This is a genomic window from Mycobacterium sp. P7213 (genome assembly GCF_900604305.1).
Taxonomy (GTDB): Bacteria; Actinomycetota; Actinomycetes; order Mycobacteriales; family Mycobacteriaceae; genus Mycobacterium.
Genome location: NZ_UWOA01000025.1, coordinates 24,925 through 50,748 on the forward strand (window position 1 = coordinate 24,925; position 25,824 = coordinate 50,748).

The window sequence follows — 25,824 nt, forward strand, 5'->3', positions numbered from 1 at the left end:
GCAGCGATCTCGTCGAAAACGCAACAGCCGAGATCCCAGCACCTCGCGGCGTTCCTGGTCTCGCTTGTGCTCGTCATCGTCGTCGCGGTTCTCGGCGGGCTGGCCTCGGCCGACGCCGCGGCTGACTACGGGCAGCTCGCGCAGCCGAGCTGGGCGCCACCGAGTTATCTGTTCGGCCCGGTGTGGAGTGCCCTGTATCTGCTGATGGCGGTCGCGGCCTGGCTGGTCTGGCGGACCGACCCACGGTGGACGAATCCGGCGATCATCGCCTATGGCGTCCAGCTGGTGTTGAACCTGTTGTGGTCGCCGCTGTTCTTCGGTTTGGGCTGGCGCGGCCTTGCCCTGGTTGACATCCTGCTGCTCGATGTCGCCGTGGTGATCACCATCGCGGCGTTCTGGAAGGCCCATCGCACCGCGGCGTTGCTGCTGCTGCCGTACTTCGGGTGGATCCTGTTCGCCACCGCGCTCAATTACTCGGTGTGGTCACTGAACAGCTGACACGCGCTACCGGTTCGACTCGGGTCAGTCGGCCTTCGGGCAGTAGAAGTGCGGGTCGTTGCGGTACTCGACCGGCGGCAGGTTGCGTGCCGGAGTCTGCACCAGGGGCGCATCCACCGGAAGCCGACCCGAGGCGCGGTCGAGCGCGGAGCGCTTGCGCGGATGCATCAGGGCGCGTTTGGGGCCGTACTTGGACACCAAGGTGATCGCCTTGCACAGATACCCGTGCACCCGCTCCTGGCGCGGGGACCAGGTGTAGCCCATGAGTTCGCGCACCGGCGGGTCATAGAGCGCCACGGTCATGAACGTCAGGAAGCGCTGCATGACCTTGAGGTTCAGCGCCCACAGCCAATCCGGAATCCATTCCAGTGACGGATGTTTGGGCATGGTCGACAGGTCCATGACCTCACGGGCCGCCCAGTTGTTCTCCAGGACGTTGTTGCACATGTGGTCCCAGTACTCTTGGAACTCTTCCCAGGTCTTGGGAACCGGGCGCATGCTCATGCCGTACATCCGGTACCACTGCACGTGCTCGTCGAACAGCTGCCGCTTGTCGGCCTCGGTCAGTCCGCCGGCGAACTTCTCGGCCGCCAGCAGGGTCGACTTGAAGAAGGTTGCGTGGGCCCAATAGAAGACGTCGGGGTTCAGCGCGCTGTAGCGGCGTCCCTGCTCGTCCACACCCTTGATGCCGATGTGGTAGTCACGGACCTCGGCGCCGGTCTGCGGGGCGCGGTAACCGTCGAACACCACGCCGCCGATCGGGTAGATCGACCGCATCAGGCGCGGGATGCGTTCCATGAAGAAGATGGAGTGGTCTTTGACCGCGGCACCGAGCTGAGGGTGCATGTTCTGCATCGAGCCGGCCCAGGTCCCCTGGAACAGACCGGTCCATTGGCCGAAGTACTTCCAGGTCAGCGAGTCGGGGCCCAGCGGGATCGGGGGCGCGTCGTAGCCGTTGTTGCTCACGGGACAGCCGGCAGCGATCGGCGCTTCGCTGGCTGCGGGGCAGGTTTCCGACATGTCTTGCGTCACGAGTGCGCACTCCCAGTCATCGTTGACCACTTCTGACAACATGCGTTATCAGTATTGGGAGTCTAGGGGGACTCCGGGCTCGGGTCAATGAGGGAATTCGGGTTCACGCCCGGGTCCCGCGGGCCTACCTGGGGTTGTCGGCCGGAATCCGTGGCGCCGCGGGTGGCCGGGATGCCAGAATTCTTATCGGTGCGCACACGGCAACAGCGCGAATCGGGGGATCGTGATTCACGCCATGGCGCGATGACCGCCGCGGATGGAGACCCCAATGACGACCGTCGACCTGCCCCTGTCTGATTCCAGGGGCGCGAGCACCACGCATACCAGTCAGTGCACGCTGTGCGAGGCGCACTGCGGCATTCAGATCACGGTGACCGACGCCAAGGTCAGCCGCGTCCAGGGCAACCCCGACGACGTCTTCTCGCACGGATACATCTGCCCGAAGGCGACCGCGATGGCCGGTCTGCACGAGGATCCCGACCGCCTGCGAACCCCGATGCGGCGGGTTGGCGACACCTTCGAATCCGTGAGCTGGGCGGCAGCCCTCGCCGACATCGGCACCCGCTTGCGTCGGGTCCGCAAAGAGCACGGCAACCAGGCCGTGGGGATGTACCTCGGCAACCCTGCCGCGCACAGTTCCGCGGCGGTCTACGGCCTCCTGCTGCGCGCAGCCCTGATGACGCCGAACTTCTTCTCCGCCTCGAGCATCGATCAGATGCCGCACGAGTACGCCGCGTGGAAGGTGTTCGGTTCCAACGTGCTCGTCCCGATCACCGACATCGATCGGACCCAGCGGCTGGTGATCCTTGGCGCCAATCCCGCCGTGTCCAACGGATCGCTGTCGGTCATGCCCGGCGCCAAACGGCGCATCAAAGCGCTGCGCGACCGCGGCGGCACCGTCGTCGTGATCGATCCGCGCCGCACCGAAACCGCAAAGCTCGCCGACGCGCACATCGCCGTGCGCCCCGGTGGCGACCTGTATCTCCTGCTGGGCATGCTGCATGTGCTCATCAACGAAAATCTCTGCGACACAGCGGCGATCGCCCGCCAATCGGTGGGCCTGCCGCAGCTGCGCCGACTGGTTGCCGACGCCAGCCCTGAGGCGGTCGCCGAACGCGCCGGTGTCGATGCCGACACGATCTACGCCCTGGCCCGCGACCATGCCGCGGCGGAATCGGCGGCGCTGTACTGCCGTATCGGTATCTGCCAGCAGGAGACCGGGACATTGGTGAGTTGGCTGGTGATGGTCATTAACGCCGTCACCGGGAACCTGGACCGCGCGGGCGGGACGCTGTTCTCCACGCCGGTCATGGATGTGCCGCGCCTCGGCAAATACATTCCGGCCGGCCACGGCGCGTGGACGGACCGGTCGGGACGGCACAAGTCGTTCCGCGGTGAACTTCCCGCGGTCGTGATGGCCGACGAGATCCTGACCGCAGGCGAGGGCCAGATCAAGGCGATGATCACCTGCGCCGGGAACCCGGTGTCCTCGATCCCGCAGCGGGGCCGACTGGACCAGGCCATGGCCTCGCTGGATCTGTATGTGGCGATCGACATGTACATCACCGAGACCAGTCGGCACGCGGACTACATTCTGCCGCCGGCCTCACCGCTGGAGCGCGAGGATGTCGGGCTGCTACTGCCGGTCTTCAGCGTGCGCAACAACGTCCGGTACCAGCATCGAACCTTCGAGCCACCGGCCGGCACCAAAGACGACTGGGAGATCCTGAGCCTGCTCATGCTGGAGCTGCTTCCGGCGCCTCTGCGGCAGCTGGTCGCACCGGTGCGTAAGCCACTGCTCGCCGCGATCAGTCCGCTGCGCATGGCCGGCATCTCCCTGGCGACTGGACCATACGGTTGGATCCGCAAGGGCCGCAAGGGCATTACCATGCGGCAACTGCGCGACAGTGCCGGAGGGCTGGATCTCGGGCCGCTGCGTCCACGGTTGCGCGAGGTCATCGCCACCCGCGATCGCAAGGTCCAGCTCGCGCCGGAGGAGTTCATCGCGGCCGCCGCCACGTTGCTCGACGGGCCCGCCGGCCCGCACAGCGCCTACGATTTGCAGCTCATCGGACGACGTCAGCTGCGCAGCAACAACTCCTGGCTGCACAATGTGCCATCGATGACCAACGGCTCCAACCAATGCACGCTGCACATGCACCCCGACGACGCCAAGAACCGCGGACTTGCCGAGGGTGACACGGTGCAGGTCACCTCCGACATCGGAAAGATCGAAGTTCCGCTGCATATCAGCGATGACATGCGGCCCGGCACAGTCTCGGTGCCCCATGGCTGGGGACACCGCAACACCGGCTGGCGCCACGCGGACTCGCTGCCCGGGGCCAACGTGAACGACCTGCACGATCCGGAGCGGGTGGACACCTTCACCGGGACGGCCGCGGTGAACAACACCTGGGTTTCGGTGGCCGCCACCACGGCAGCGGTGCAGCGGTAACGGTTTCGGGGGCCGGGAGAGCTGGCCGACGGCCCGCGTACTGTCCTAGCTATGTCTGAGGATCCTTCCCCCAACGAGTTTTTTGAGACGGTGTTCGGCCTCAGTGAGCGGAGCCGTCCGTCGACGCAGTACTTGCAGTTGCTGCGGCGGTATTCGGCTGGGGCTGAGGTCTTCACGTCGGCAACGCCCGAGACGGGACGCGAACGCTATGAGGCGCTATGGATAGCAGGTGGCGTGGTGGGAGTGCTGGCGACCGACGGCTATGCCGATGACTCGCTGATCACCGGCGCTATTCGTAGAATCGAGACCTTGGGCTTTATCGAGCTGGGAGCCGTGTTCGGTTCCGTCGGATTCAACACGGTCGCTTCGCCGTCCATCGTGCTGACCTTCAGCGAAGACGAGATCGAGGTGGAGGTCGGCGCCGGGCACTACAACGCAGAGGCGTTCATTTCGGTGCTACTGGCACGAATGGCGCGCATCGCGGTCTAGGTCGGATCGGCCGGTTTCAGCTTCCGATCGGCACGAATCCGCTGCCCGGCCCGTCGCCGGCGTTGACGTCGGCGAGGATCGCGCTGAATCTCGTAAAGTACGTAAGTGGCTTCGCGGGCCGGTATTTGCCGCCCATAGTCGCGGCACCGCCATAGACCAGGCCGACCAGCCGGCCGTCCATGGTTGCCGGCGCTCCCACATCGCCCGCCTCGAATTGCCCAAACATCGTCATACGCGGCCAGCCGTCGAAACTGATGCGATCGCAGATGCCAGGGGTGGTGGGCCCGTACTTGCACACGAGTGAATCGAACACCGGGTCCGCGCCGATACCATTGATCACCACACCGGCGTAGTCCGACACCGGGATCAGGTCAGGCACATCGAACTTGATCACCGCATAGCGCAGGTCTCCGTTGACGGCCACGATGGTGCCGACAGTCGTGTCCGTTCCCACGACTGCGACCGATGCCCCCGGCCCACCGCACACCGCTCCGGTGAAGCCCACCACGTCACCGGCCCGATCATGTCCGATCGTGGTCAGCGTGCAGTAGCTATTGCCGTCGACGACGATGGCAGCCCCACCGCCCAGGATCACCATCGCAGCCGCGGTCGGGGCGGCGGGCAACGTTGCGCCGAAAAGCACTGCGAGAGTGAGGGTGAGCCGCCAACGCGTGAACTGCACGGCGCTCCTGTTCAGAAGGATCAGTGGGTGCAGTTTTTTGACGGGCCGCTTCAGTCGCAGAGCGCCAATCCTTTGGCGAGCAGTGGGCCGATGTCCACTTTCAGTCCTGGGTATGTGGCATCGTCGGCCCAGATCACGTCGACGTCTTCGTATTGCCCGGTCGACTGAGCGGCGCCGTTCACGGCGTACATCCTCCGATTCGCAGCGGGAGTCACCGCCTGCTGCCCTCCATCGACACCTTGGCGCGCACACATCAGGGTTGCTTCGGAAACGGTCAGCGGCCACGGGCCATCGGTCCAGGTCTCCTCGGACACGTAGCCCCGCGGGCGGCTATCGACGGGGGCAGCACCGGTCGTGGCGGCGGCAAAAGTGGCGGTCGGAGGCGGCGCACCTGTCGTACTCGTAGCCCCGCAGCTCGCCGTGGCAGCGACAGCAATCCCGGTGATGAACCGCAGCATTCGTTTAGACGGCACGGAAACCCCTCCCGCTCCATACGTGACCGTGTCATCTAGTCGCACCGACGATGGCAGCGGCGCGAATCCAGCCATTCGGAGCGAAGACCCCGAGAAGCAGAGAGGTATGACGGACTCCGCCGGATAAGCTCCTCGGCATGGCATCAGTGACTTCGGCCGGCGGTCTGCGGAACACGCCGTAGCCTCATCCCCGCGGCGATCGCGGACCCGGTGGGGCTACCCGTTCCGAGGATCCGCATGTCCCGCACCGATGCTCATGCTCCGTTTCACGTACGCGTCGCCCGCCGCGAGATCACCGTCGTCGCGGTCCACTACTGCGGCGGCCGCGATTGCGATTTGCCCGACCGCAGCACTGGCCATGTCAGCCGCTGCCACTGGCGGTTCCACTTCACCGGAGTGAATGTGTGCAGCTGCTGGATGTGCCACTCGCACAACCGGCCGGAGGATCGCCGATCAGCGGTACGCACCCGCCTGCGCGGCATGGCCCGCGCATGGAACGGCGGCGATCGAAACAGCTGAGCTGCGGGGCGTCCGCTACTTTGCTGGGCGGAAGTAAGGCTCAACCGTGCCGCTGAGCTTGACGACCATAGGATTTCCGCGACGGTCCTTCGCGGTAGGGACTTCGACACGCACCCAGCCCTCAGCCACGTCGTATTCGCAAACGTTGGTTCGCTCGACGCCATTGAAGCGAATGCCCACGTCGCGGCGGAGCACCTCTTCGTCGTAGAACTCGCTGCGCGGGTCGATGGAGAGGTGATTCGGTGGCACGTCTGTGTTCTGGTCTTCGGGCATGATGGCTTTCGTTGAATGCTGCGTCGGATTCCTGGTCTTGATTCTCGCATCTCCCCTATTCCCCAGCGGGTGTACCCGCCAGTGCGTCGAGTACCCGATCGATGAACCTGTCGGCGTGACCACGGAGGCCGTCATTCGTGTATCGAGTCGTGTCGACCTCGATCGGATCCCCCGATGCGAAGCGCACCCGCATCGCACGCCGGTACGTCCGCTCCCCGAAACCGCCGTCCGCCGCAGCATAGGCGTTGACATCGAGCCCGATTACCTGGCTCAGCGGCCGGATCACCACAGCCAGATTCTGCTCCTCCGCAGCGTCCGCGAAGTAGTCCAGCTGTCCAATCACGTGCCTGTCGATCCAGACCAGACGGCACTCCTGATCGGGCAGCTTCTCGCGGGCGAAGCCCTCAACCGGCCATCGCCTGACCAGCTCGCCGATCTGCTCCACCACGATCCTGGGCGGCCGCGACCAGTCCGGGAATACGTCCCTGGCTATCTGCCGGAGTTGTTCCTCGCTCGTCATGGACGACAACGTAACCCGCAAGAACCGCCCAGGCGCGCGATGATCCAGCAGCCTTTACAGGTTCTTCATGGAAGCTGTTATGCGTTGCAGTAAATCCGGCTGGCCGCGATCAGCGTCAAACCTGGACCTTCAAGGGCTTCATGCTGCTGCGGGGCACCGGTATCTCTGCTGAATCCGTGTGCCCGGCTACCGATTCCCCGCTACGCGCGACGTCGGCTTAGTGAGCAAACGTCCGCAGCCCGGCACCGAAAGCGTCCGAGAGGCGGCTTTCGTCTACATTTCGTGCATGGCAGCGCAGCAACCGATCCGGGTCGTGATCTGGGGTCCCGGCGATATGGGCGGACGAGCCCTTCAAACCACCTTGGAGTCTCCCGACTACGACGTGGTGGGCGTGAAGGTGTTCAGCCCGCACAAGAACGGCGTGGACATCGGCGTCCTCGCCGGCCGCGACCCGGTGGGTATACGCGCCACGACGTCGAAGGAGGCGATCCTCGCGCTGGACGCCGACCTCGTGATCCACACTCCCACCACACCCGCACTCCTGCAGGGTGCGGACGAGGACGTGGTCGAACTGCTGGCGTCCGGCAAGAACGTCGTCTCGGCGGCCGCCTTCCACAATCCGGCCCAGCCGACCTGGCTCTCGGAATCGCACTCGCCGATGTCAGTGCTGCGCTCGCTGGCCCGCCTCAAGGTCACTGGCAACGTCTTCGGCACAGCCGAGAAGCGCGCGCTGAGGGGATTGGCCGCCACCATGCGGGCCGTCGACTCCCCCGTCGGCTTCGCGCTGCGGCCCGGAGCCGAACTGCTCGCGCGCGGGGTACTCGGCCGGGCGATCCACCAACGCGTCGACGGTGTCCGTCTGCAGAAGGCCTGCCTGACGGGTGGCGTCTCGCTGCACGGAACGGGCCTGCATCCCGGCCTGATGGTCGAGCAAGTGCTGCTCCGGCTCGCCCTTCTGATGGAGGAGGTCGAGGAGGTGCGGTTCCTCGAAGTCGGAGACCTCTCCGCGGCCCCCGACGGCATGTGGGGCGGCCTCGCCAGCCTGGGCTTCGGCGAGCCGCTCAGCGCGGTCGACAACGACCACGCGATCGCCTGGATGCAGCACTTCTACTTCGACGCGGTGCTCGGCAACGTCGCGTGGGAGCTGTGGGGGGTGCCCCCGGAACAGGTGCGGGTCGAACGGCACGTCTACCCCGTCCCCGCGCGGGTGGAGGTGGCTGCCGGGGGCACGGTGATCCGACCCGGCACGGTCGGCGCGATCCACATGACCTACCGCGGCTACATCGGTGACCGGCTCTTCATGACCAACGAGGAGTGCTGGCACGTAGGCGGCGGCAACGCGCACCTGGGGCCCGATCATCCGAACAGCCTCGCCGGCGGCCACCTCATCACCCTGGAGGGCAAGCCCGGCCGGGTCGAAATGCGCAGCGAGCCCGACGACGAAGCGTTCAACGCCGACTGGTCCGCCGTCACCGACATCTCGGTCAACGCCATGCTGGCCGCGGCGCCCGCGGTCATCGCGGCCCCGCCCGGCGTCGTCATCCCCGATCTCGCACCTCGCTACCGACTGGAGCCCGCATGAGCGCCACCACGCCCGCCGTCACCGTCGCCGTGGTGGGCGACGGCGCTGTCGCCGAACACCTGACCCACCGAATCACCGAGCGCGCGGACAACTTCGGACTCGTCACTGACGGTGCTTCGGCGGATCTGGTCGTGTTCGCCACCGACGGGCCACCGGACTCCCAGGCGGTGCTCGAGGCACTCGCCTCCGGCACAGACGTCATCACCGTCTCACCGGTTGCCGATGCCGAGGCCGTGCTCGCCGCCTGTCGCACCGGCGGTTCCACGTTCCACGCCACGGGAGGACACGCCACTGCCCTGCCTGGCTATGTCATGCGGGCCCTCTCCGGGATCAGTCGCGGCACGCAGTCGGTGACGCTGTCCCAGGCGGTCACCGAGCATCCGGTCGACGAGCCGTCACTGCAGCTGGCTGGGGCTCTCCTGGGCGACGCCGTCTTCCGGACCGGAGGCCCCGACGCGCGCGCTGTGCTTGGCACCGACAGCCCCGACACTGACGCTCCCCTGCGGTGGCGCCTGCGAACCGCGTCCGACGACGCCCGCGGCAACACGCGGTTCACGTTCTACGCCGGCGATACGCCCGACGCCGTGCATCCCGCTGTCCACCTCACGTGCTGGGGCATCCTGGCTGCCATCGCCCCGGTGCGTGCCAGCGCGCCGGGGATCCTGCACCACGATCTGGGGATTGATCACGTGCGAGCGGATCACCGACTTCCGTCCTGACGGGGGGCATCCGCGGACGGCATCGCCATTGGCTCCGGACTCGCGGGGTTCTGGCCAGTCTTCGATTGCCGCGACGCCATGGTGCGCGCTTTGCTTGTGAGGGAAGGCCGCCGACTCGCCTAATCACTGGTTGCGGCTGGCAGGCCGGAGCGCAGCACCAAAGAAACTGTCACCGAAACCTTCATATACATCATCGGCTGCGGCCGCCAGGACCACTAGTTCAGCGAAGCGGCCAAACAGGATCCCGGCCCGCTAGCGCGGGCGAGTATCGAGGCCCTGGCGAACAATCTCATCGGCCGTCGCGAGATTGCAGAACCGGATGCGCGCGTCGCTGCCGAAACAATTGTCCGATTGATCATTTCGATCCTCGCCGCACCCGATCTGGCAACCGATTTTGGCAACAAAGAAGGGCTTCGTTCGTACGCTTACTGAACGATTCCCCCGTTGGTCTGCCGCCGTTCCTAGACTTGAGATCACGGGCCCTCAACGGATCTCGTAGCCGCCATAGTGAATAGGCTGGGGAACATCAGTTCAAGGTTCAAGGCGGGTTGCCTCACCACTCCACAGCCCGCGTTCGAACCATACTCAGAAATGGCGCCACCTCAGCCATCGCGATGAAAGCGGCCCGAGCCGACCGGGTTAGTCCCCGACGAGCGACGGCAGCCATAGCCCGGTTGAATCGCCAGAACTATGGGCGGTTCGATCGCGATCCAAGTCGCGCCCGAAGCTTGTCGATTTCAGCACCCATCTGTTCGCCGATCTCGGTCAGAGTCGCCCTCCGTTGGCCCGGGTAGTTGCGAAGCGTCGTGTAAGACGCGGCGAGCAGCCGTGGCGGGGTGAACAGTTTGGCAGACGGCAGATCGCGGTTCATCACCTTCAGCAGCGTCGTAGCACCTTTCGGGTCAGCCGATACGCGCCGGATGACTTCGGCGACCAGCGGCGAGGCCGCCCCAGGCGGTGCCATCTGCATGGCGAACCAGTACATGTCGTAGGAATCGCGGTCTCGCTGTCCCCACCACCGCTTCAGTGCAGCGTCCTGTGCCTGTGCAGAACTACCGGCGGCACTGATGGCCTTCGCCAGCGACTTGGCTTGGCAGAGGGCGTCGGAGATTCCCTGCCCCGGAGAGAAATCCTTGAAATGCCCGGCGTCCCCGACCAGCGCCCATCCCGGCCCAGCCGATTCTCGAAAATAGCTGTGCCAGTTGGCCATGACGCGCAGCGGACCGTCACGCTCAGCGTCGCCGACGATGGCATCGAGCTCAGGCCACTGACGAAGTGCGTCGCGGAAATTGGTCTCACGGTCACGGTTGAAGTACTCGATCTCACGGTGGTCGACGCCGACGGCTGCCATGTAGAGGCCCGAATCCGTCGGACTGGCTAGGAACGAGAAGTTGCCCCTGCGCCCGATACGTAGGCGTGGCTCCTGTTGCCCCGTCGCGAAATATCCCCACACCGGCACACGACCGCCGGGCGCCTCCAAATACTTGCGAGCGCCAACGGACTTCGCCACCATCGAACCCCGGCCGTCAGCGCCCACCACCAATCCCGCAGCGATGGGTCCATCGGCGGTCTCGATGCCGGCAACGCGTGACTCCGCATTGCGGACCCCGGTAGCCCGGAGGCCGGTCCGCACATCAACCCCCGATTTCATAGCCACATTCACCAACTCGTGGTCAAGAACTGTGCGCCGCACATTCAGACCAAGATGGGGAAACGTATCGCCGAGGGCACCGTCGAGACGCACGTCGTCGATCACCAAACTGAAGCTGTCCAGTTGGGTCGCGCCGTGCGCCAGCACCGGATTCAACGCGCCCAGTCCAGCTAGAATCGCCACGCCCCGAGGTTGAATCACGTGAGTCGATGGCGTCTCACTCGGAAACGTGGCCTTGTCGACCAGGCACACCCGCATCCCTGCCCGCGCCAAGTAAGTGGCGAGCGCAGAACCTGCACAGCGCGCCCCGACAACGACAACGTCAAATGACTCCATCAACGGCCTCCGCGCCCACTCGGCAGTGGGGGTGAACCTAGCATCGGGGAGAACGGACTGACGTGGGTTCTGATCGTGCGGTGTTTAGTCTCGGCATGGCGATGGGCTCTGAACGCCGCCCGGCGGCGTTGGGAGCGTGTCGGGTGCCCGAGGCTGGGCCCTCTGTCCCAAGCCTGGAAGCCTTTCAACTCCGACCTTGTCGCCCCTCGCCGTTACCCTCCCCGCCGTGACCATGACTACGCCTGCGCAAACCGCTGACGCCACTGTTCTAGGAAGTCTCCGATGATCCCGGCGAATCCAGGTGAATCCGGAGGGGCCCGGGCGATGACGACCGTGACACACGCCCTTCCCTGGATCCTGGCTGCGGGTTTGGTGACACGCGTCGCCTCCTGGTTTGGGTGGTTAGCGTCCCTCGACCTGGCGATCGCAGCTGCGATTCTCGGCTGCCAGTTCGCAACTATGTATCACCTACGGTCAGCGCATCTGTGCATGCGGTGCATGGACGAGGTCCCTGCCGACGCGCCCGTCCAGGCGGAGCGCCGCAAGCGAGTGCTGTGGTTCTCGCATCAGATAGTCACCGGCGTCGGGATCTTCGGGCTGCTCGTCCCCGCCGCTGCGATCGCGTTCATCGGTAACCACTTCGGGAGCCAAACGATCCAGCATCTAACCCGGATTCCGGCGGATATCTTGCTCTTCACCTCGCTGTACAGCACCTGGTTGCATCACCGTCTACGACCCTGGTGCCCGTACTGCCACGATTGGGACGAGGACGGCGACCCGGAAACGTCACCGGATCCTTCCGAGTTCAAAACGCGAGCCGGGTAGCGGTCCAGCAACAGCGCCGTGTCGTACCCCGCTGCAACTATTCGCTCGTGTTGTTGCCCCTCGCACGCAGCGCCTACATGCACGACGTCGACCTATGGGTCGCCGGCGGCGATCAGACGGCCTTCACCACAGCGTTAGCCATGCACGAAGCTGACTCATGGGCGGGCAGACCCACGGGCGACGTGGACGAGTCGTTAGCCGCGTTCGACGAGCAAGAGTGGTGTATTGCCCGCCTTCTCGCCCGCCAGGGGCACAACGTAATCGCGCTTCCGACGCGGCACCTCGCCGGTCTGCGCTCACCCGACGCCGCTGTCAGCGGTCTACTGACCGAGTTCAAGACCTACACCGGTCACAATCCACGCCAACTGCTGTGCCGCGTTGGCCAAGCGCTGCCACAGGCCGACCGCGTGGTGGTCGGTGTCAACGCACCTTGGGATTCAGCCATGTTGCGCAGCGTTTTTCGCGCGGCCGTTGCTTCGGCCCAACGACGTGGAATACGGGCGGTGATGTTCGTCGGCGACGGTGTCCAGTTCGAATGGGGCGACTGGAATGGGCGCCTCCCGTCGTCGGCTGCATCTGAGCCCCCCGGTCAGCTCGCCGCCGCTCAAGGTGCTTGCTACGGCGGACCCGTCGCCGCGCGGCGCCGACGGCAGGCTGCGGGTGGCAGTTAAGGCAAGTCGATTCGCTGGGTCCAAGCTTCACCGCTGTGGTCGGGTGTCGGGTGCCAATTCACCGTCACCGAGCGGTCCGCCGTCTGCATGGCTACGAACAGGCCCAGCCTTACGGTCTGGTTCCCGTCGACCACGTCAAAGCTGTTGTCTCCCCCACCTCCCGGGATGAACACGTCGCGGGGCCGGACTGTGGGCTCGCCGGTAACGACCACCGCATATTTGCGAGTGTTGGTGAGGTTGGTCAGCCGGAAATCCATCGCATTACCGACGCGGTGAATCCGCCACGGCTTCCGCTCTTCAGCATCGGCGGCGTCTTGAAGGAGCACGTTGTGAGCCTCTTGCGCAGTGGCCAACCGCTCGGCAGCATCGGCTGATCGGTCTGCCGCTGCAGCTGCGGCCTCAGCTGCCTTGGCGGCTCTGGACTCGGCAGCTTGCGCAGCAGCCTTCGCGGTCTCCGAGCGACGAGATGAACGCCACGACTGGACTCCGAAAAGAGCGGCTACGAGGACCGCCAGCCAAGCCGGGACGACGTCGCCCCAGTGCTGCGACAGCCAGTCGAGGAATGAATGAACCCAGCACGGCACGAACAGCAGGCTAACCGCCGACAGTCCCCCCGCCGCGGCTTTCGCGATGGTGTCGCCTCATGGGCCGCTAAAGCCGCCTACCCTCTCCCGCCGAGCTTTGCATCGAGGAAAGCGAAGATCGTTCGCGCGGCGTTGATCGCCAGGCCCGCCTCGGGTTCGTCGAGCAACTCCTCGTTCGGATGTGCGACGCTCGCGTTGTTTCGGATCGGGTTGAGGGAGTCGAGGACGGTGGCCATCGCCCCGAGCACTCGTGAGATGTCCTCGGCACGCGGTCCGCTTGCCTCTAGAGCGGGGTGATTCTGCCGCAGCAGCTTGAGCGCCCTGGTCAACGTTGTCTCGCGGTCGACATCGGTACCCATTGCCTGGCACAGGGCCAGCACGTGACCGTGCAACGCGGTGTGGATCCGATCAACCGCACTCGTCGCGCCGTTGCTACGGATCAGTTGTTCAGCGTCAGCGAGTGCACGCGCAACGACGTCTCTGGTGTGCGTGGGGACGTCCAAAGCGACCGCCGGCGCACTCTCTAGTCGGGCGATCCACCCTTCAAGTTCCGGGCGGAGCTCGGAGCGGCTCGGGTGGTCAGGGTCGTCACCGAATCGCTCGATCAGACCCCGCAGAATCTTCGCCTGGTCCCGCGCCGACCGCGTCGACAGGATTTCGATAAAGCGCTCCCGTGTTGTCCCGACATACGTTTCCGGATCGACGCCAAGGTCGCAATACTCGGGGTAGAACTCCGCATGCGTCCGATAGGTGAAATCGCCCAGGTAGCCACCGCTCACGCCGATGAAGCGATTGACGACCTTCATCACCTCCTGCTGCGTGAGGCTCACCCCGGCTCGCCTGAGGACTGCGAATCTGAACCTCCGTCACCGTCTTCCGACTCCTCCTCAGCGGCAGGAGGGTCTCCGATCGGCTCCGCCGCATCCCACCATTCCTCCACGATCGCGCGGACCTGATCGGCGACCTGACCCGAGAGCGGCGCCAGGGTCGTGGGCTTACGTCCTACCCCGTTCAGTGAGCAGCCGAGGGTGTACACATCGGTCTCCCCGACGATGTACCGGTCATGCAACAGCTTGGGATCGGCGACCCGCATCTCGATGTTGAGGTCGGGCGAAGCCAGGCACACTCGCCACGCGACTAGGTCGCCTTCCTTCGACGGTCGCCGCATGATCACGCGGCTTGTTCTCGTGAACTGAGCTAGGACAAGTAAGTGTTCCAGCTTCAGATACGGGTCGACGATCATGCATTCACCCACCTCCGCGATGGTGCCGACCAGGCTCCCCCATGCCAGAGGGTCATCGCCGCCCAGGACGGTGATCTCGGCTGTGGTGGTGAGGTCTGTATCTGCGCGCAGCAGTGCGCTGCCCAACTCAGTTAGCAGCAGACCAGCGCCAGTAGCCGAGCACTTGACCCAGCGAAACCGGAGTACCTGCTCGACTAGTGTCTCGTCTGGTTCTCGCTCCTCGATCAGGCGTGCTTCGCCCGACCGGGGGCTGACCAAGCCGCCGATCTGCTTCATCAATGGACTCATGGCATCGGCAATCTGCCGGCGGGCCATCTCGGTGATCGCCTCGCTCAGCTCGAATTTCATCGTCCCAGCGATCGCGTTCGCCGTCTCTGAGTAGAACGGCAGCGACGGCCTGTCTACGCGTCGCCTCGTCACCTTGCCTGGCTTGAGGTCCGGTCGTTGAACCCACTCACTCACCTCATCGGGCGTCGGCGAATAGCCGCCGTGGTTGGCCGCTTGTACGAACGTCAGAAGCCTCCGCTGAGCCTCGGTGAGGACGGTCATGCGACGGAGCCTATCGACGGTGCGCGACACCCTCGTCGTAATGTCCGCCTGCCCGCGCGCTTCACCACCGCCAGCGGAAAAGAATCGACCTCGGCTACCCGCCGTCGCGCAGGCGGCGCGCGACCGTTTCGATCGCCCTCTCGAAGACGGCTCGCCCGCCGTTGGTGTTGAGGCCGCGCTGCGAGCAATGCGGGATATTGCCGGGCACAACGTAGACGTTCGGCAGGTCAAGAGCGGCGCGCTTCCATCCGTCCCTGGCAGCGCCGCCCAAGAGGAGCACGACCTCCAACTCCTTCAGGAGCCCAACGACTTCGCGCGTCCACGGAACAGCCCGCGCCCTCTCTGCGACAGTCGACCCGCCGTTCTTCACCCCGGCTACGGGAAACGGCACCACATTCCAGTGGATGACATCGCGCCAGTCCACACCGTGGCGGTCGTACGCCTCGCGACAATTCCGGGCAGTCCGGTCGTTGTTCTCCAGGCTCAGCAGCCCTGAGCCAGTGCCTGCCTCGGCCTTCGTCGACGGGTTGTCCAAACAGCACCAACATCCGCGCGTGGATCCCGCCCTGGTCAGGGTCGGCATACGGAACGTGCCCATGTGGGAGCCCCTCAGCGTCCGCGATCTGATCAGCCAAGTCGTTGAGTGGCTTGACGTGAGGGTCACGGATTCGCTGCTTGTTCTTTTCAACCACGTCGGGATCAGCGTTGCGGCCGTTCACGATCGCCATGCGGTGATCGTCTCATCGCGGACTGACGTCACAACTAGCAACTCGCGAGACAACTTCGAGCAACCTCGCGATGTCCTCGCACTGTGCGACGCTTGCGCCCGTGACCCACACCGCCAGTTCGCACCGCGACGAGATCCGTGGCTTCCTCCGCCGAGCCGAGTGCCACTTCGGCCACACCCTCCGTGAAGAGGAAGCCGGCCTCACCGTCGAGGACGCCGCCACGAAGCGCAATATCGGCACCGCCCAACTGCGCTCCTGCCGCCGTGGCGTGAGCAACGTGCTCGAGGGGGAGTTCACGGCATCCAAGGCGCAGGCTCGTTACGACGAGGCCGTGTACCGGGCTCTGCTGCACTTCCGTAGCGAGATGACCGACGGGCTGCGCCACCACATCGACGTGCAGCTCACACGGTTCAAGGCCGAGTACTTCCCCGACCTGAAGATGGAGCCGTTGGATTGCGCCTACGCGTCCGGGATCCCGCAAAAGGCGAACGCTTCCCAACGACGCGAACCGAAGGTGTGCCCGGAGTGCTGGCAAGCGCACGCCGGCGAGTGCCCGTAATCGAGGAGCTCTAGTCTCATACGACACACCGGTCAGCGATGCTCATGCTCCGTTTCACGTCCGCGTCGCACGCCGTGAATCTCCGTCGGCCCCGTCCACCGCTGCGCCGGCCGCAATTGCGACTTACCCGACCGCAGCACCGGCCGTGTCGGCCGCTGCTACTGGCAGTTCGTCTACGCCGGGGTGAGTGTCTGCTCCTGCTGGATGTGCCACCTGGCACCACCGCACGGAGGATCGCCGGTCAGCGCGGTACGCACCCTCGTGCGCGGCGTCGCCCGCGCGTGGAACGCCGGAGAGCGGGAACTGTGACGGTGTGCGGCGGTAGCGTCGGGGGCATGGGTGCGGACGAGCTGACCAGCGCCGATTACCAGGAATTGGCCGACTCCTACGAGCGGGAAACCTCCCCGCCGAGACGAGCGGATCGGGGAGCCGATCATCGACATCGGCGCACCGATGCGCCGCGGAGCCGGCAACCCCGAAGCGTTGCGTCGCCGAGCCGAGGAGCGACTGAAGCGGTCAGCGGGGGTGGTCATCGCCGTTGCCGCCTCATCCTGGGATTACGGCTGGGCGCCGGCGCCTCCGGTGCCACCTTGTCCGTTGGCGCCACTGCCTGTGGTTCCGGGGGTTCCGGTTCCGCCCGCCTGGTTTCCGGAGTTGCCTCCGTCACCGCCGTCGCCGCCGATACCGCCGGTACCGCCGCCCTGGAAGACCCAGCCGCCATCGCCGCCATGGCCGCCATTGCCGCCGGCACCACCCGATGCGGCGTCGCCGCCTTTGCCGCCGGTGCCGCCTTCGCCGGCATCCGCCCCGTAGTAGCCGCTACCGCCGCGGCCACCGCTGCCGCCGTTCCCGCCGTTGCCATCCGCGACTCCACCGTCTGCGCCGTTGCCACCAGCGCCGCCGTTGCCGCCGGCACCGCCGAGGTGGCCGACTCCGTAGCCGTAGCCGCCCTGGCCGCCTCCGCCGCCCTGGCCGCCGTCGCCAGAAGTCCCAGCAGTCCCGGGCAGCAGCCCAGCCGCCTTACCCGCTAGACCGCCGTCGCCGCCCGCACCGCCGTTAGCACCGGATTCACCGTCACCGGGGGTGCCAACGCCGGGAAACAGCTGTTGAGGCAGACCGTTGCCGCCGCGGCCACCAACGCCGCCGTCCCCGCCGTCGCCGCCGTTGCCGGTGATCGAGCCGCCAGCGCCACCTCGGCCGCCCGAACCGCCGTTGCCGCCGTCAACGCCGTTGACGGGGATGTAACCGCCGCCTGGAATCGGAGCGGAATCGGAGTCGTAACCAAGGTTCGCGGCGGAACCACCGGCGCCACCGCTACCACCGCTACCGAAAAGCCCCGCGTCACCACCGGCTCCACCGGCTCCACCATCACCACGGGAGTCCAGATACCACGGTTGAAGAAAGGGGCTGACAGCACCGCCACCGTCGCCGCCATCACCACCATTGCCGAACAGCCATCCACCCCTCCCGCCGGCTCCGCCGGCGATAGCCACCACGACGTTGGAGTCCTCGGCCACCGGTTGCAGGTAGCCGTCACCGCCGGCACCGCCGTTGCCCATCATCCCAGCCGAGCCACCGGCGAACCCAGCTGCGCCGTTACCTCCCTCACCGAAGAACCAGCCGCCGTTTTGAGCCGCGGTACCACCGATGATCTGACCGAGTTCGTTAGTAATCAGCGTGGAGTCGGCGCCGTCGCAGATCAGGCCGCAATGGTTATCGACGGCAAACAGTGCGTTGATCGGGCTGAGCCACCAGAGGTTGTCGTTGATGAAGTCCTCCAGGTGAGCGTGCAAGCCACCCATCCCGTTAGCACCGACCCAGAACAGATCGAAGGTCTCCGCAGCATCAGGCGCGGTACCCACTGCGGAACCAGTATCCATCGCGCTGAAGCTGTCGAAGAGATCCTCGAAGTCGGCGTGCGCGGCCGGCGCGATCAGCCCAAAAGCCGTGAACATCCCCGCTGCACCGGCAGCAGCTGCCGTGCGACCGACCTTGCGCTTGCCTACCCGAACACCCATACCCCTGCTCCTCTGGCTAAGCAAATCCTGGTCGAAACCTTAACAAAAAGTGAACGCTTAATCTGTTGGGATTGTCGCCGGCGGTGACCACAGTGGCGACAGAGCCTGCAGGCGCATCCGAACCGATCTACAACAGCGCAGCGGTTTGTGTCACACCTGCCCGCTACGGTCCCGCAGATGTGATCACGCCAAGAGGCAAAATCGGGGAGGATCGAGTATGGGCGCACAACAGGACCGGCTTGGCGGAATACTGCGCGGGATGGGGTTCAGCGAAGCGGACCAACCCCCACGCCCGAAGCTCGCTGCGATGCCACCCGAAGCGCGCGAAAAGGTCATCAATCTATATCGCGCGCTCGGGGGCATTCACCCTGATCCCCCACTCAGAACGGGACCATGGGATTCCGCATACGCAGGCAACTTGGTTGTGGAGCTGGACGAATCCGCGCACTTCAACCGCTACCGTGCAACGACACTGGAAACTGAATGGGCGCAGCGACTTCCCTGGCGAAATTCCTACATCACGTACGCAGCCGAGTTCGAAGACGACTGTCGAAAGGGTCGCGGTTATGGCGGGTACTGGACGAATGCTTCGACAGAGCGACAGTTCGGACCACCTGGACCGAACGGTGTCCTCGACGGGGCCGGCTCGCCACGCTGGAAGCAACGCGCAATTTACGACGCCATGCGCGATATCACCGCACTCCACGGCGGCGTTCGGATGGTCAGGCTGTCGATCTATGACGACCTTGGCGGTGTCCCCCTCGGAACTGTCCTCAGCGGAAACGCACCGATGGACGCCAACGCCCTCACCGCGCTGATTGACCAACGGACGCTCGGATAGCGACGGTCTCCTCATTCATGGAGGTGCACTCCGCCAAGCTGTCGCAGAATGCACCTCCATGCGGGGTCAACCGTCGATGGGCAGCAGACAATCAGTCACGAAATGTCCGTGCCTCTGCCCGTCAGGTCTGAAAAGGTCGCCCGGATTCGAACCTCCATATAGCGTGGTCAAGTTTCAGGACATCCCAGCCACGTTCCCCAGCGACGCCCGTTACCAGGTCCGCCGCCTTGGACGCGCTCACGCCTCGCTCCCCTGCTCCCAACGCACGGGCTACATATCGCACGACCATCCGATCCGCCTTGACACCAGGCACGTGCGCGAGCATCAGCAGGTACGCCCAGGTAATGCCAGAGCTCTGCCCTGGTACAGCCCTCCACGCGGACTCCACCTGTTGCGCACGTTCACGGTCCCAACTCAACGCACGCAAGTCCGCCGCACTCCGCACACCTTGACCCGAAAGCGCCTCAACGGCAAGCAATATGGCTTCGGCTTTCAGCGGTGCGCCCTTGGCTGAGGATGTCGGACGACGATTGCCGATGGAATCAGCCCAACCGTCCACGCCGAGTTGCGCAAATGTCGCGGCAAGTTCATCCGCACCATCGACATTCGGGTCAGCTCCCACATCCCGTCGGAAGCTGCGATACCGCGCAACGACATTCTCCACGGAGGAATAGCGGGCCCCCGTCGAATAAATGGAATCAACAATGCTCAGCGCCAAAGAATTTGGATATCCATCTGGAGCAAACCACCGCATGGGGTCTCCGAGGTCACGCGCGCAAGCAGTCCCTAGAACGGCAACCTCGCGCGACTCAACATCAGGCTCAGTAGCACTCAAAGCCGGAACCGCCCATCGCTGCCGAAGCGAGCCGCTACCGAGCCATTGCGCGATACCACGAGTTCATCTCCCACTACCTGGAACGAGTCGAACGTTTCGGGGTAGTTGACTATCGTTGCTCCTCCATACGCCTCCTGCCCAATCTTGAATACGCGCCGCGATTCAGCGGACTCCACTTGCATTTTCATGCCTTTCACGTACGTGCCACTGCGAACGGCACGAACCTAACCGCAGTCTGCGACACTCCTGCGCCGTTCAGCTCAATCAAGGCAACGGTGGGGGCACTCAATCGGCACTGCTCATCGTTGAACCTTCTCCTTCGTACGGTTGTCCAGCTCCGCCCATGTGCTGCTTAGTCAGCCCGTCCGCCGTGCGTGCAACACTTCGTGGCATGTCGTCAGAGATGCTGATGTTTGCCGTGGCGGAAGACCGTATGACTTGCGCACCGATGCCTTCTACGCAGCTCGCCAAGCTGGGGTTCTGGGAAGCCACCCACCTGGAACGTTGGGTGGTCGATCACCCCGAGGTGCTGGGCGAGAACGTTCGCGTCGTCACCACCCAATACAACAAGTGGTCATCAGACTCGGGTGACCTGGCACGAGAGCGTCTGGACATACTCGGACTCGATGCCACAGGCCAACTTGTGGTCGTGGAACTGAAGCGCGGGACCGACTCCAACGTCCACATGCAGGCGATCACCTACGCAGCGTTGGTCGCCGGGTTCAGCAAGGAAACACTCGCTGACGCGCACGCCGACTACCTCAATCGTGGAACACCCGAGCAGCCCTACGCCCCCGCCGATGCCGCCGAGCTGCTCGAAAGTCACGTCGATGGAACTTGGGACGACGACGTGCTCACCGTCCCCAAGATCATCCTTCTTGCAGAGGATTTCACCGCTCAGACCTACACCACCGTCACATGGCTCTCGAATCTCACCCCGAACCTGGTCATCGAAATGCACACCGTCAACGCCTTCATGCTCGAAGAAGGAAAGCCGTGCGTTGTGTTCCGCCGACTGTTCCCCGCTGTAGACCCCTCCACCAGAGTCCTGACTCCTGGCGTTGCCGTCACGACCGCCGCCTCAGTGGCGACGAAGATTGCCGAGAGCAATCGGAGGATGCGGACGACCTATCTCCTACACGACCTGAAGACCATCCCCGAAGACAGCGAACTCACCTTCGACCTGCAAGGCTTCCGAGACGCAGCGACCGTTGCCCTGGTGGATGCTTGGATCGCGGAGAACCCGCTGCGAGGACGCGCATTCTGGGTCAATGATCGAGCCCGCCCCCTACGCTGGTGCGCCTCGAACACCGAAGAAACCTACACTCCCACGGGACTGACGAAGCACATCATTTCCGAAGCAGGCGGGCGCGGCAATGTCGCGATCAGCGGTTCGGAGGTGTGGAGGTGGAACGGAAAAAGCTTGTACCAGGTCGGCATCGAAGCCGAAACTGCTTCAAGCACGAGCACGGCTAGCGTTGCGCCTGCCTGACACATTCCCCGATCCCATCGCCACCGTCACCTGTACACCCCACGGCGGTGTCCCCCGCACCGTCACGGGCCACTACCTCAGCAGTTGGGCTGGACAAGTTCAGGCAGGGCGGCATTTTCCGTCGCGATTCACGAAACGCTGCCACCCCACACCGCTGCCCCAGAACTGGTCTGAATCGTCGTCCCGACTCAGCGCGCCCAATCCGCAGGCTGCGAAGTAGACCGTTTCATCGGTCACCAAGCGCGCGACTTCTACGCCGTCGAGCATCACCCGATAGTTGGTGTACTTGTCGGGTCACTGGTGCCGCTCAACCAGGTGAATGAGTACCTCGTGTGATCGGAGCCGAATGGCTGCACGCCCTGGCGGTGAGGGATTTTCACCAGCTCCAAGTTCATGGCCACCGAAGACTCAGCTAGGAGCCGTCGCCGCCGGTGTCATCCATCATCTCTAGCAGGTAGTAGGAGGTCAGGTCGGTCAGGTGCTTGTGTATCTGCTGTTCACGAGGAAAGGCGCGGAGAATCGTCGGCAAGAGGCTGAAGAATACGACCAGCCGCCCAGCACCTGCACTTTCCAACCTCTTCAACCTGGCCTGCATCTTCTTCAACTCACCGCGCTCCGCTACGGCATCGTCCATCAGCGCCTGCGCCGGGTTCGCGATGTTCGGATTGTCCGTCAGCCCGATCACCGTCGCGCCACTCGACGCGATGTTGACGTAGCTCGCCTCAAGCTCGGTGCGTACTTTCTCGTACGCCGAGGTGAGGGCAGCGATGTATCTCTTCACCGCATCCGTGTCCCGTGTGATGGGAGCCGGCGCAGACTGTCGCTCTTTTCTGAGTAACTCGCTCACACGGTTGCGCTCCTCGACCGCTGCAACGAACTCAGTGACGGCTACGTCCAGTGCCTCGTTTCCCATGTCTCCACTGCTGTTCTCGCCGTGCCCGTCTAGCCCCGAAATCATGCCCGGGGTGGCTACAAGCGGTGTCCAAATTGGAAAAAGGGTGTCTCCGATTGCTCGACAACACCCTCTGACCTGACCTCAACTCTGTCGGGCTGACAGGATTTGAACCTGCGACCACTTGACCCCCAGTCAAGTGCGCTACCAAACTGCGCCACAGCCCGCCACCGCCGAACTTCTCCGGCAGCAGGTCGAAATGCTACCGCACGCCCGCGGGTGTCCCGAATCCGCGTGAGGACACCTTCACCGCGTAGGCTCGGCCACGCGGGACTGCCTCCCCCGGCAGCGCGACTAACCCTCAGGAACCACCACATATGCAGCTTCCCCCCTCGCAGCAGTGGTCGGAGATGCCCGACCCCCCAGACCCCATAGACATTCCCGAGATCAGCGGCGACCCCGCCGTCACCGACGAAGTGGTCGACGTCGTCGACAGCGGCGACACCATGTTGCTGCTGCAGAAGATGGAAAACCGGCTGATCCGGCACACGCTGCGCCGGCCCGACGTGTTGAGCGCCGAGCAGCTGCGCCGGTTGCGGTATCTGCTCAACTTCGCCCGGCTCGACGACTTCGAGCCCGGGGCCGCCGGCCCGGGCGGCGCCCGCGGCCGCGGTGACGTCTCGGTCGGTGCGGAACTGGCCGGGTGGCGGGCCAAGGTGGCCGACGCGCTGCGCGGCCCACTGCGCGAGGAACGCGACCCGGTGATGGCGTTGGTCGCCGCCCGCGACACCCTGGGCGCGCTGGCCCCCGAGCAGGACGAGCAGCGCCGCCTGCTTGCCGAACGCCACGGCAACGACTTCTCACTGGCCGAACTGGATGCCGAGGTGGGCCACAAGAAGCTGGTCACCGTCCTCGGTGGCGGTGGCGGCGCCGGCTTCGTCTACATCGGCGGCATGGCGGCCCTGCTGGAGTCCGGGGCGGTGCCCGACTATCTGATCGGGTCCTCGTTCGGCTCCATCTTGAGCTCGGTGGTCAGCCGCACCCTGCCGGTGCCCATCGACGAATACATCGAGTGGGCCAAGACGGTGTCGTTCCGCGCCATCCTGGGTCCCGAGCGGCTGCGCCGCCGCCACGGCCTGACCGGTGTGTTCGCCTTGAACTTCGACGTGTTCGCCGACGCGATGTTCCGCCGCGAAGACGGCGCACCGATGAAGATGTCGGATCTGGAGATTCCGTTCGATGCGGTGGTTGCCGGGGTACGCCGCCAGCCGTTTGCGGCGCTGCCGGGGCGCTACCGCAATCAGAGCCTGGCTGGACTGCAGTTGCGGTCCTTCCCGTATCTGTCGATCGGCCTGGGCCCGCAGGTGGCGACGCGGATGTGGCAGACGGCCGCCTTCATCGACCCGCGGGTGGTGACACCGATCGTGATCGGCGGCGACAACCCGGACCGGGACGTCAACGTCGTTGACGCGGCGTCGTTCTCGTCGGCAATCCCCGGGGTGCTGCACCACGAGCCCAAGGACCCGGCCATGATGCCGCTGTTCGACGCGCTGCTGGCCGACAACGACGTGGGCGCCCTGGTCGACGGCGGTGCCGCCAGCAATGTGCCGCTGGAGCTGGCCTGGAAGCGGGTGCGGGCCGGCCGGTTGGGCACCCGCAACGCCTGCTACCTCGCCTTCGACTGCTTCCACCCGCAGTGGGACCCCAAGCACCTGTGGCTGGTGCCGATCACCCAGGCGATCCAGTTGCAGATGGTGCGCAACGCGCCCTATGCCGACCATCTGGTCCGGTTCTCCCCCACCCTGTCACCGGTCAACCTGGCACCGTCGGCGGCCACCATCGACCGGGCCTGCCAGTGGGGGCGCAAGAGTGTCGGGCACGCCATTCCGGTGGTTTCGGCACTGCTGCAGCCGGTCTGGTGGAAAGGCACCGAGCCCGCGGTGGTGACGCCGAAGGCACCCGCGCAACCGGATCACCCGCACGCCGCGCCGATGGATGAGGTGATGGCCTCGACCCGGGCACCGCGCAGCCGCTGGGACCGGTGGCGCAGGCAGAGCCCCGCCTGAGCCGGCTAGACCGTCAGCAGCCGGTAGAGCCCGATCAGACCGACCACCAGGATCACCGCACGCAGCGCGTTCGGGGATAGCCGGCGCCCGTAGTGACCGCCCAGGTATCCCCCGATCAGAGAGCCGACGGCGATCAATCCCGCTGCTGGCCAGCTGATCCGGTCGAATGCCGTCACGATGTAGGCCACGGCGGCGACCACGTTGACGATCAGCACCAGCAGGTTCTTCGCGGCGTTCATCCGCTGCATCGACTCGGGCAGCAGCACCCCCATCACGCCGACCAGCAGAATTCCTTGGGCCGCAGCGAAATAGCCGCCGTACACCCCGACGACGAAGGTGCCGACCACCAATGCCGTCAGCCGGCCGGCGCTGAGCTGGTCGGTGGAGCGGCCCTCGGCGGCCGCGCGGCGCTGCGCCACCGCCTGGATCTTCGGCCCGATCACCACCAGCGCCAGGGCGCCGACCAACAGTGCCGGCACGATGCGGTTGAACACGCTCTCGGGCAGGTGCAGCAGCAGATAGGCGCCGAGCACCGCTCCCAGCAGCGATCCCGGTATCTGCCAGCGCAGCCTGTCCCACTGACCGCGCAGTTCGCGTCGGTAGGCCCAGGTGCTGGAGATGCCGCCGGCCACTAGGCCGATCGCGTTGGAGATGGTCGCGGTCAGCGGGGCAAAACCCAGCGTCACCAGGGTCGGGAAGGTGATCAGTGTGCCCGAGCCGACCAGGGCGTTGATCGCCCCGGCGCCCACCCCCGCCAGCAGGATCAACACCATCTGCGATACCGGCATTTGCAGCACCCTACGCTGATCGTGCGCAGGGCTAAGGCAGCCCGGCGGAGAGGTGAGGCGATGATCGGCATTACCGGAATGCGGGCGCTCGGTGCTGTCTGCGGGCTGCTGTTCGCCCTCGGGGCGCCGCCGGTGGCCCAGGCCGCCCCGGAGGTGCCGTCAGGCCCGTACGCCTTCACCGCGCAGCACGGCCCGTCGCAGCGGACTGCGACGTGGACGTTCACCCCGTGCGGCGCGACATGCACCACCGTCGATGCCGAACGCTGGCTGCAGAACGCGGAGTTTCACCTCAACGGCGGCCGCTGGGAGTACAGCGGGCGGGGCAGCATGGACTGCCCGGTGGATCACACCCCGCTGCCGGTGTCGAAGACGGTCAGCTTCGATGCCGTGACGCTGGCCGGCCAATGGACCACCGCCACCCTGGAACCGTGCGGACGAGGCCCGGCCGGCGGGGTCGTCGGGCAGTGGGACTTCCAGCTGAGCAAGACCGGGTAAAACTGACGG

Annotated in this window: 27 protein-coding genes, 1 tRNA gene and 1 pseudogene; 13 read left to right on the top strand and 16 right to left on the bottom strand. The window is 65.3% G+C overall.

Annotation, left to right across the window (positions count from 1 at the left end):
* Window positions 1–6 precede the first annotated feature (6 nt).
* The gene (locus tag EJK91_RS11475) at window positions 7–498 is read left to right on the top strand and encodes a TspO/MBR family protein (protein WP_369797594.1); all 492 of its coding nucleotides are present in this window, start codon (window positions 7–9) and stop codon (window positions 496–498) included.
* A gap of 24 nt (window positions 499–522) precedes the next feature.
* Here the strand turns inward: EJK91_RS11475 and EJK91_RS11480 are convergent, their stop codons facing one another.
* Window positions 523–1,518, bottom strand: coding sequence for an oxygenase MpaB family protein (locus tag EJK91_RS11480; protein ID WP_125079012.1), 996 nt, complete (start codon window positions 1,516–1,518; stop codon window positions 523–525).
* A 280-nt stretch (window positions 1,519–1,798) separates the two neighbouring features.
* Between EJK91_RS11480 and EJK91_RS11485 the strand changes: the two genes are divergently transcribed.
* Window positions 1,799–3,985, top strand: coding sequence for a molybdopterin-dependent oxidoreductase (locus EJK91_RS11485; protein WP_125078989.1), 2,187 nt, complete (start codon window positions 1,799–1,801; stop codon window positions 3,983–3,985).
* A gap of 51 nt (window positions 3,986–4,036) precedes the next feature.
* On the top strand, window positions 4,037–4,474 hold the full coding sequence (locus EJK91_RS11490) for a hypothetical protein (protein ID WP_125078990.1): 438 nt from the start codon (window positions 4,037–4,039) through the stop codon (window positions 4,472–4,474).
* Window positions 4,475–4,490: 16 nt separating this feature from the next.
* Here EJK91_RS11490 and EJK91_RS11495 read toward each other — a convergent pair whose 3' ends face one another.
* Both EJK91_RS11495 and EJK91_RS22940 read right to left on the bottom strand, forming a co-directional pair.
* Complete coding sequence (locus EJK91_RS11495) at window positions 4,491–5,156, bottom strand: hypothetical protein (protein WP_024442051.1); 666 nt, start codon at window positions 5,154–5,156, stop codon at window positions 4,491–4,493.
* A 50-nt stretch (window positions 5,157–5,206) separates the two neighbouring features.
* Window positions 5,207–5,773, bottom strand: coding sequence for a DUF2511 domain-containing protein (locus EJK91_RS22940; RefSeq protein WP_125078991.1), 567 nt, complete (start codon window positions 5,771–5,773; stop codon window positions 5,207–5,209).
* A gap of 93 nt (window positions 5,774–5,866) precedes the next feature.
* On the opposite strand from EJK91_RS22940, the gene EJK91_RS11505 reads away from it, so the two are divergent.
* The gene (locus tag EJK91_RS11505; RefSeq protein ID WP_125078992.1) at window positions 5,867–6,148 is read left to right on the top strand and encodes a hypothetical protein; all 282 of its coding nucleotides are present in this window, start codon (window positions 5,867–5,869) and stop codon (window positions 6,146–6,148) included.
* Between the two features lie 15 nt (window positions 6,149–6,163).
* Here EJK91_RS11505 and EJK91_RS11510 read toward each other — a convergent pair whose 3' ends face one another.
* Both EJK91_RS11510 and EJK91_RS11515 read right to left on the bottom strand, forming a co-directional pair.
* Complete coding sequence (locus EJK91_RS11510) at window positions 6,164–6,421, bottom strand: DUF3297 family protein (protein ID WP_024442050.1); 258 nt, start codon at window positions 6,419–6,421, stop codon at window positions 6,164–6,166.
* Between the two features lie 55 nt (window positions 6,422–6,476).
* Window positions 6,477–6,941 carry a hypothetical protein gene (locus EJK91_RS11515; protein ID WP_125078993.1) on the bottom strand — a complete coding sequence of 155 codons (465 nt, stop codon included), beginning with the start codon at window positions 6,939–6,941 and terminating at the stop codon, window positions 6,477–6,479.
* Window positions 6,942–7,227: 286 nt separating this feature from the next.
* Between EJK91_RS11515 and EJK91_RS11520 the strand changes: the two genes are divergently transcribed.
* Both EJK91_RS11520 and EJK91_RS11525 read left to right on the top strand, forming a co-directional pair.
* Window positions 7,228–8,523 (top strand): hypothetical protein, encoded by a 1,296-nt coding sequence (locus EJK91_RS11520; protein ID WP_125078994.1) that lies wholly within the window; start codon window positions 7,228–7,230, stop codon window positions 8,521–8,523.
* A complete protein-coding gene (locus tag EJK91_RS11525; protein ID WP_125078995.1) occupies window positions 8,520–9,242 on the top strand; it encodes a hypothetical protein in 723 nt (240 codons plus the stop codon). Before EJK91_RS11520 ends, EJK91_RS11525 begins: the two co-directional genes overlap by 4 nt.
* A 688-nt stretch (window positions 9,243–9,930) precedes the next feature.
* On the opposite strand, the gene EJK91_RS11530 is transcribed toward EJK91_RS11525, so the two are convergent.
* Window positions 9,931–11,229, bottom strand: coding sequence for an NAD(P)/FAD-dependent oxidoreductase (locus EJK91_RS11530; RefSeq protein ID WP_125078996.1), 1,299 nt, complete (start codon window positions 11,227–11,229; stop codon window positions 9,931–9,933).
* 498 nt (window positions 11,230–11,727) lie between these two features.
* On the opposite strand from EJK91_RS11530, the gene EJK91_RS11535 reads away from it, so the two are divergent.
* Window positions 11,728–12,054, top strand: a complete 327-nt coding sequence (locus EJK91_RS11535) for a hypothetical protein (protein ID WP_125078997.1) — start codon at window positions 11,728–11,730, stop codon at window positions 12,052–12,054.
* Window positions 12,055–12,131: 77 nt separating this feature from the next.
* On the top strand, window positions 12,132–12,725 hold the full coding sequence (locus tag EJK91_RS11540; protein WP_125078998.1) for a hypothetical protein: 594 nt from the start codon (window positions 12,132–12,134) through the stop codon (window positions 12,723–12,725).
* Here the strand turns inward: EJK91_RS11540 and EJK91_RS11545 are convergent.
* From EJK91_RS11545 to EJK91_RS11560, 4 genes and pseudogenes are all read right to left on the bottom strand, one after another.
* Window positions 12,722–13,051 (bottom strand): hypothetical protein, encoded by a 330-nt coding sequence (locus EJK91_RS11545; RefSeq protein ID WP_125078999.1) that lies wholly within the window; start codon window positions 13,049–13,051, stop codon window positions 12,722–12,724. The two genes, EJK91_RS11540 and EJK91_RS11545, sit on opposite strands and share 4 nt — an antisense overlap.
* Before the next feature lie 335 nt (window positions 13,052–13,386).
* Complete coding sequence (locus EJK91_RS11550) at window positions 13,387–14,139, bottom strand: abortive infection family protein (RefSeq protein ID WP_125079000.1); 753 nt, start codon at window positions 14,137–14,139, stop codon at window positions 13,387–13,389.
* On the bottom strand, window positions 14,136–15,131 hold the full coding sequence (locus tag EJK91_RS11555; protein WP_125079001.1) for a hypothetical protein: 996 nt from the start codon (window positions 15,129–15,131) through the stop codon (window positions 14,136–14,138). The genes EJK91_RS11550 and EJK91_RS11555 overlap by 4 nt, the downstream gene beginning before the upstream one ends.
* 64 nt (window positions 15,132–15,195) lie before the next feature.
* Window positions 15,196–15,829 (bottom strand): annotated as a pseudogene (locus tag EJK91_RS11560) (uracil-DNA glycosylase).
* 100 nt (window positions 15,830–15,929) lie between these two features.
* Between EJK91_RS11560 and EJK91_RS11565 the strand changes: the two are divergent.
* On the top strand, window positions 15,930–16,388 hold the full coding sequence (locus tag EJK91_RS11565) for a hypothetical protein (protein ID WP_125079002.1): 459 nt from the start codon (window positions 15,930–15,932) through the stop codon (window positions 16,386–16,388).
* A gap of 557 nt (window positions 16,389–16,945) precedes the next feature.
* Here the strand turns inward: EJK91_RS11565 and EJK91_RS22945 are convergent.
* On the bottom strand, window positions 16,946–18,406 hold the full coding sequence (locus tag EJK91_RS22945; RefSeq protein ID WP_164517941.1) for a hypothetical protein: 1,461 nt from the start codon (window positions 18,404–18,406) through the stop codon (window positions 16,946–16,948).
* Window positions 18,407–18,623: 217 nt separating this feature from the next.
* Between EJK91_RS22945 and EJK91_RS11575 the strand changes: the two genes are divergently transcribed.
* Window positions 18,624–19,247 (top strand): DUF7255 family protein, encoded by a 624-nt coding sequence (locus tag EJK91_RS11575; RefSeq protein ID WP_125079003.1) that lies wholly within the window; start codon window positions 18,624–18,626, stop codon window positions 19,245–19,247.
* A 121-nt stretch (window positions 19,248–19,368) separates the two neighbouring features.
* On the opposite strand, the gene EJK91_RS11580 is transcribed toward EJK91_RS11575, so the two are convergent.
* Window positions 19,369–19,965, bottom strand: a complete 597-nt coding sequence (locus EJK91_RS11580) for a heme peroxidase (RefSeq protein ID WP_241178681.1) — start codon at window positions 19,963–19,965, stop codon at window positions 19,369–19,371.
* Window positions 19,966–20,473: 508 nt separating this feature from the next.
* Here EJK91_RS11580 and EJK91_RS11585 point away from each other — a divergent pair.
* Window positions 20,474–21,574: a DNA-binding protein gene (locus EJK91_RS11585; protein ID WP_241178682.1), complete on the top strand. Its 1,101-nt coding sequence runs from the start codon at window positions 20,474–20,476 to the stop codon at window positions 21,572–21,574.
* Window positions 21,575–21,673: 99 nt separating this feature from the next.
* On the opposite strand, the gene EJK91_RS21785 is transcribed toward EJK91_RS11585, so the two are convergent.
* The 3 genes from EJK91_RS21785 to EJK91_RS11595 all read right to left on the bottom strand — a co-directional run bounded on the left by EJK91_RS21785 (window position 21,674) and on the right by EJK91_RS11595 (window position 22,693).
* Window positions 21,674–21,841 (bottom strand): hypothetical protein, encoded by a 168-nt coding sequence (locus tag EJK91_RS21785; protein WP_164517942.1) that lies wholly within the window; start codon window positions 21,839–21,841, stop codon window positions 21,674–21,676.
* A gap of 145 nt (window positions 21,842–21,986) precedes the next feature.
* Window positions 21,987–22,487: a hypothetical protein gene (locus EJK91_RS11590; protein WP_125079005.1), complete on the bottom strand. Its 501-nt coding sequence runs from the start codon at window positions 22,485–22,487 to the stop codon at window positions 21,987–21,989.
* Between the two features lie 132 nt (window positions 22,488–22,619).
* A tRNA-Pro gene (locus tag EJK91_RS11595) sits at window positions 22,620–22,693 on the bottom strand.
* A 183-nt stretch (window positions 22,694–22,876) separates the two neighbouring features.
* Here EJK91_RS11595 and EJK91_RS11600 point away from each other — a divergent pair.
* Entirely contained in the window at window positions 22,877–24,532 is a 1,656-nt protein-coding gene (locus tag EJK91_RS11600) for a patatin-like phospholipase family protein (RefSeq protein WP_241178684.1), read from the top strand.
* 5 nt (window positions 24,533–24,537) lie between these two features.
* Here the strand turns inward: EJK91_RS11600 and EJK91_RS11605 are convergent, their stop codons facing one another.
* Window positions 24,538–25,320 (bottom strand): sulfite exporter TauE/SafE family protein, encoded by a 783-nt coding sequence (locus EJK91_RS11605; RefSeq protein ID WP_046302187.1) that lies wholly within the window; start codon window positions 25,318–25,320, stop codon window positions 24,538–24,540.
* A 60-nt stretch (window positions 25,321–25,380) separates the two neighbouring features.
* Here EJK91_RS11605 and EJK91_RS11610 point away from each other — a divergent pair, with 60 nt between their 5' ends.
* Window positions 25,381–25,815 carry a hypothetical protein gene (locus EJK91_RS11610; RefSeq protein ID WP_125079007.1) on the top strand — a complete coding sequence of 145 codons (435 nt, stop codon included), beginning with the start codon at window positions 25,381–25,383 and terminating at the stop codon, window positions 25,813–25,815.
* The last annotated feature ends 9 nt before the right edge of the window (window positions 25,816–25,824 follow it).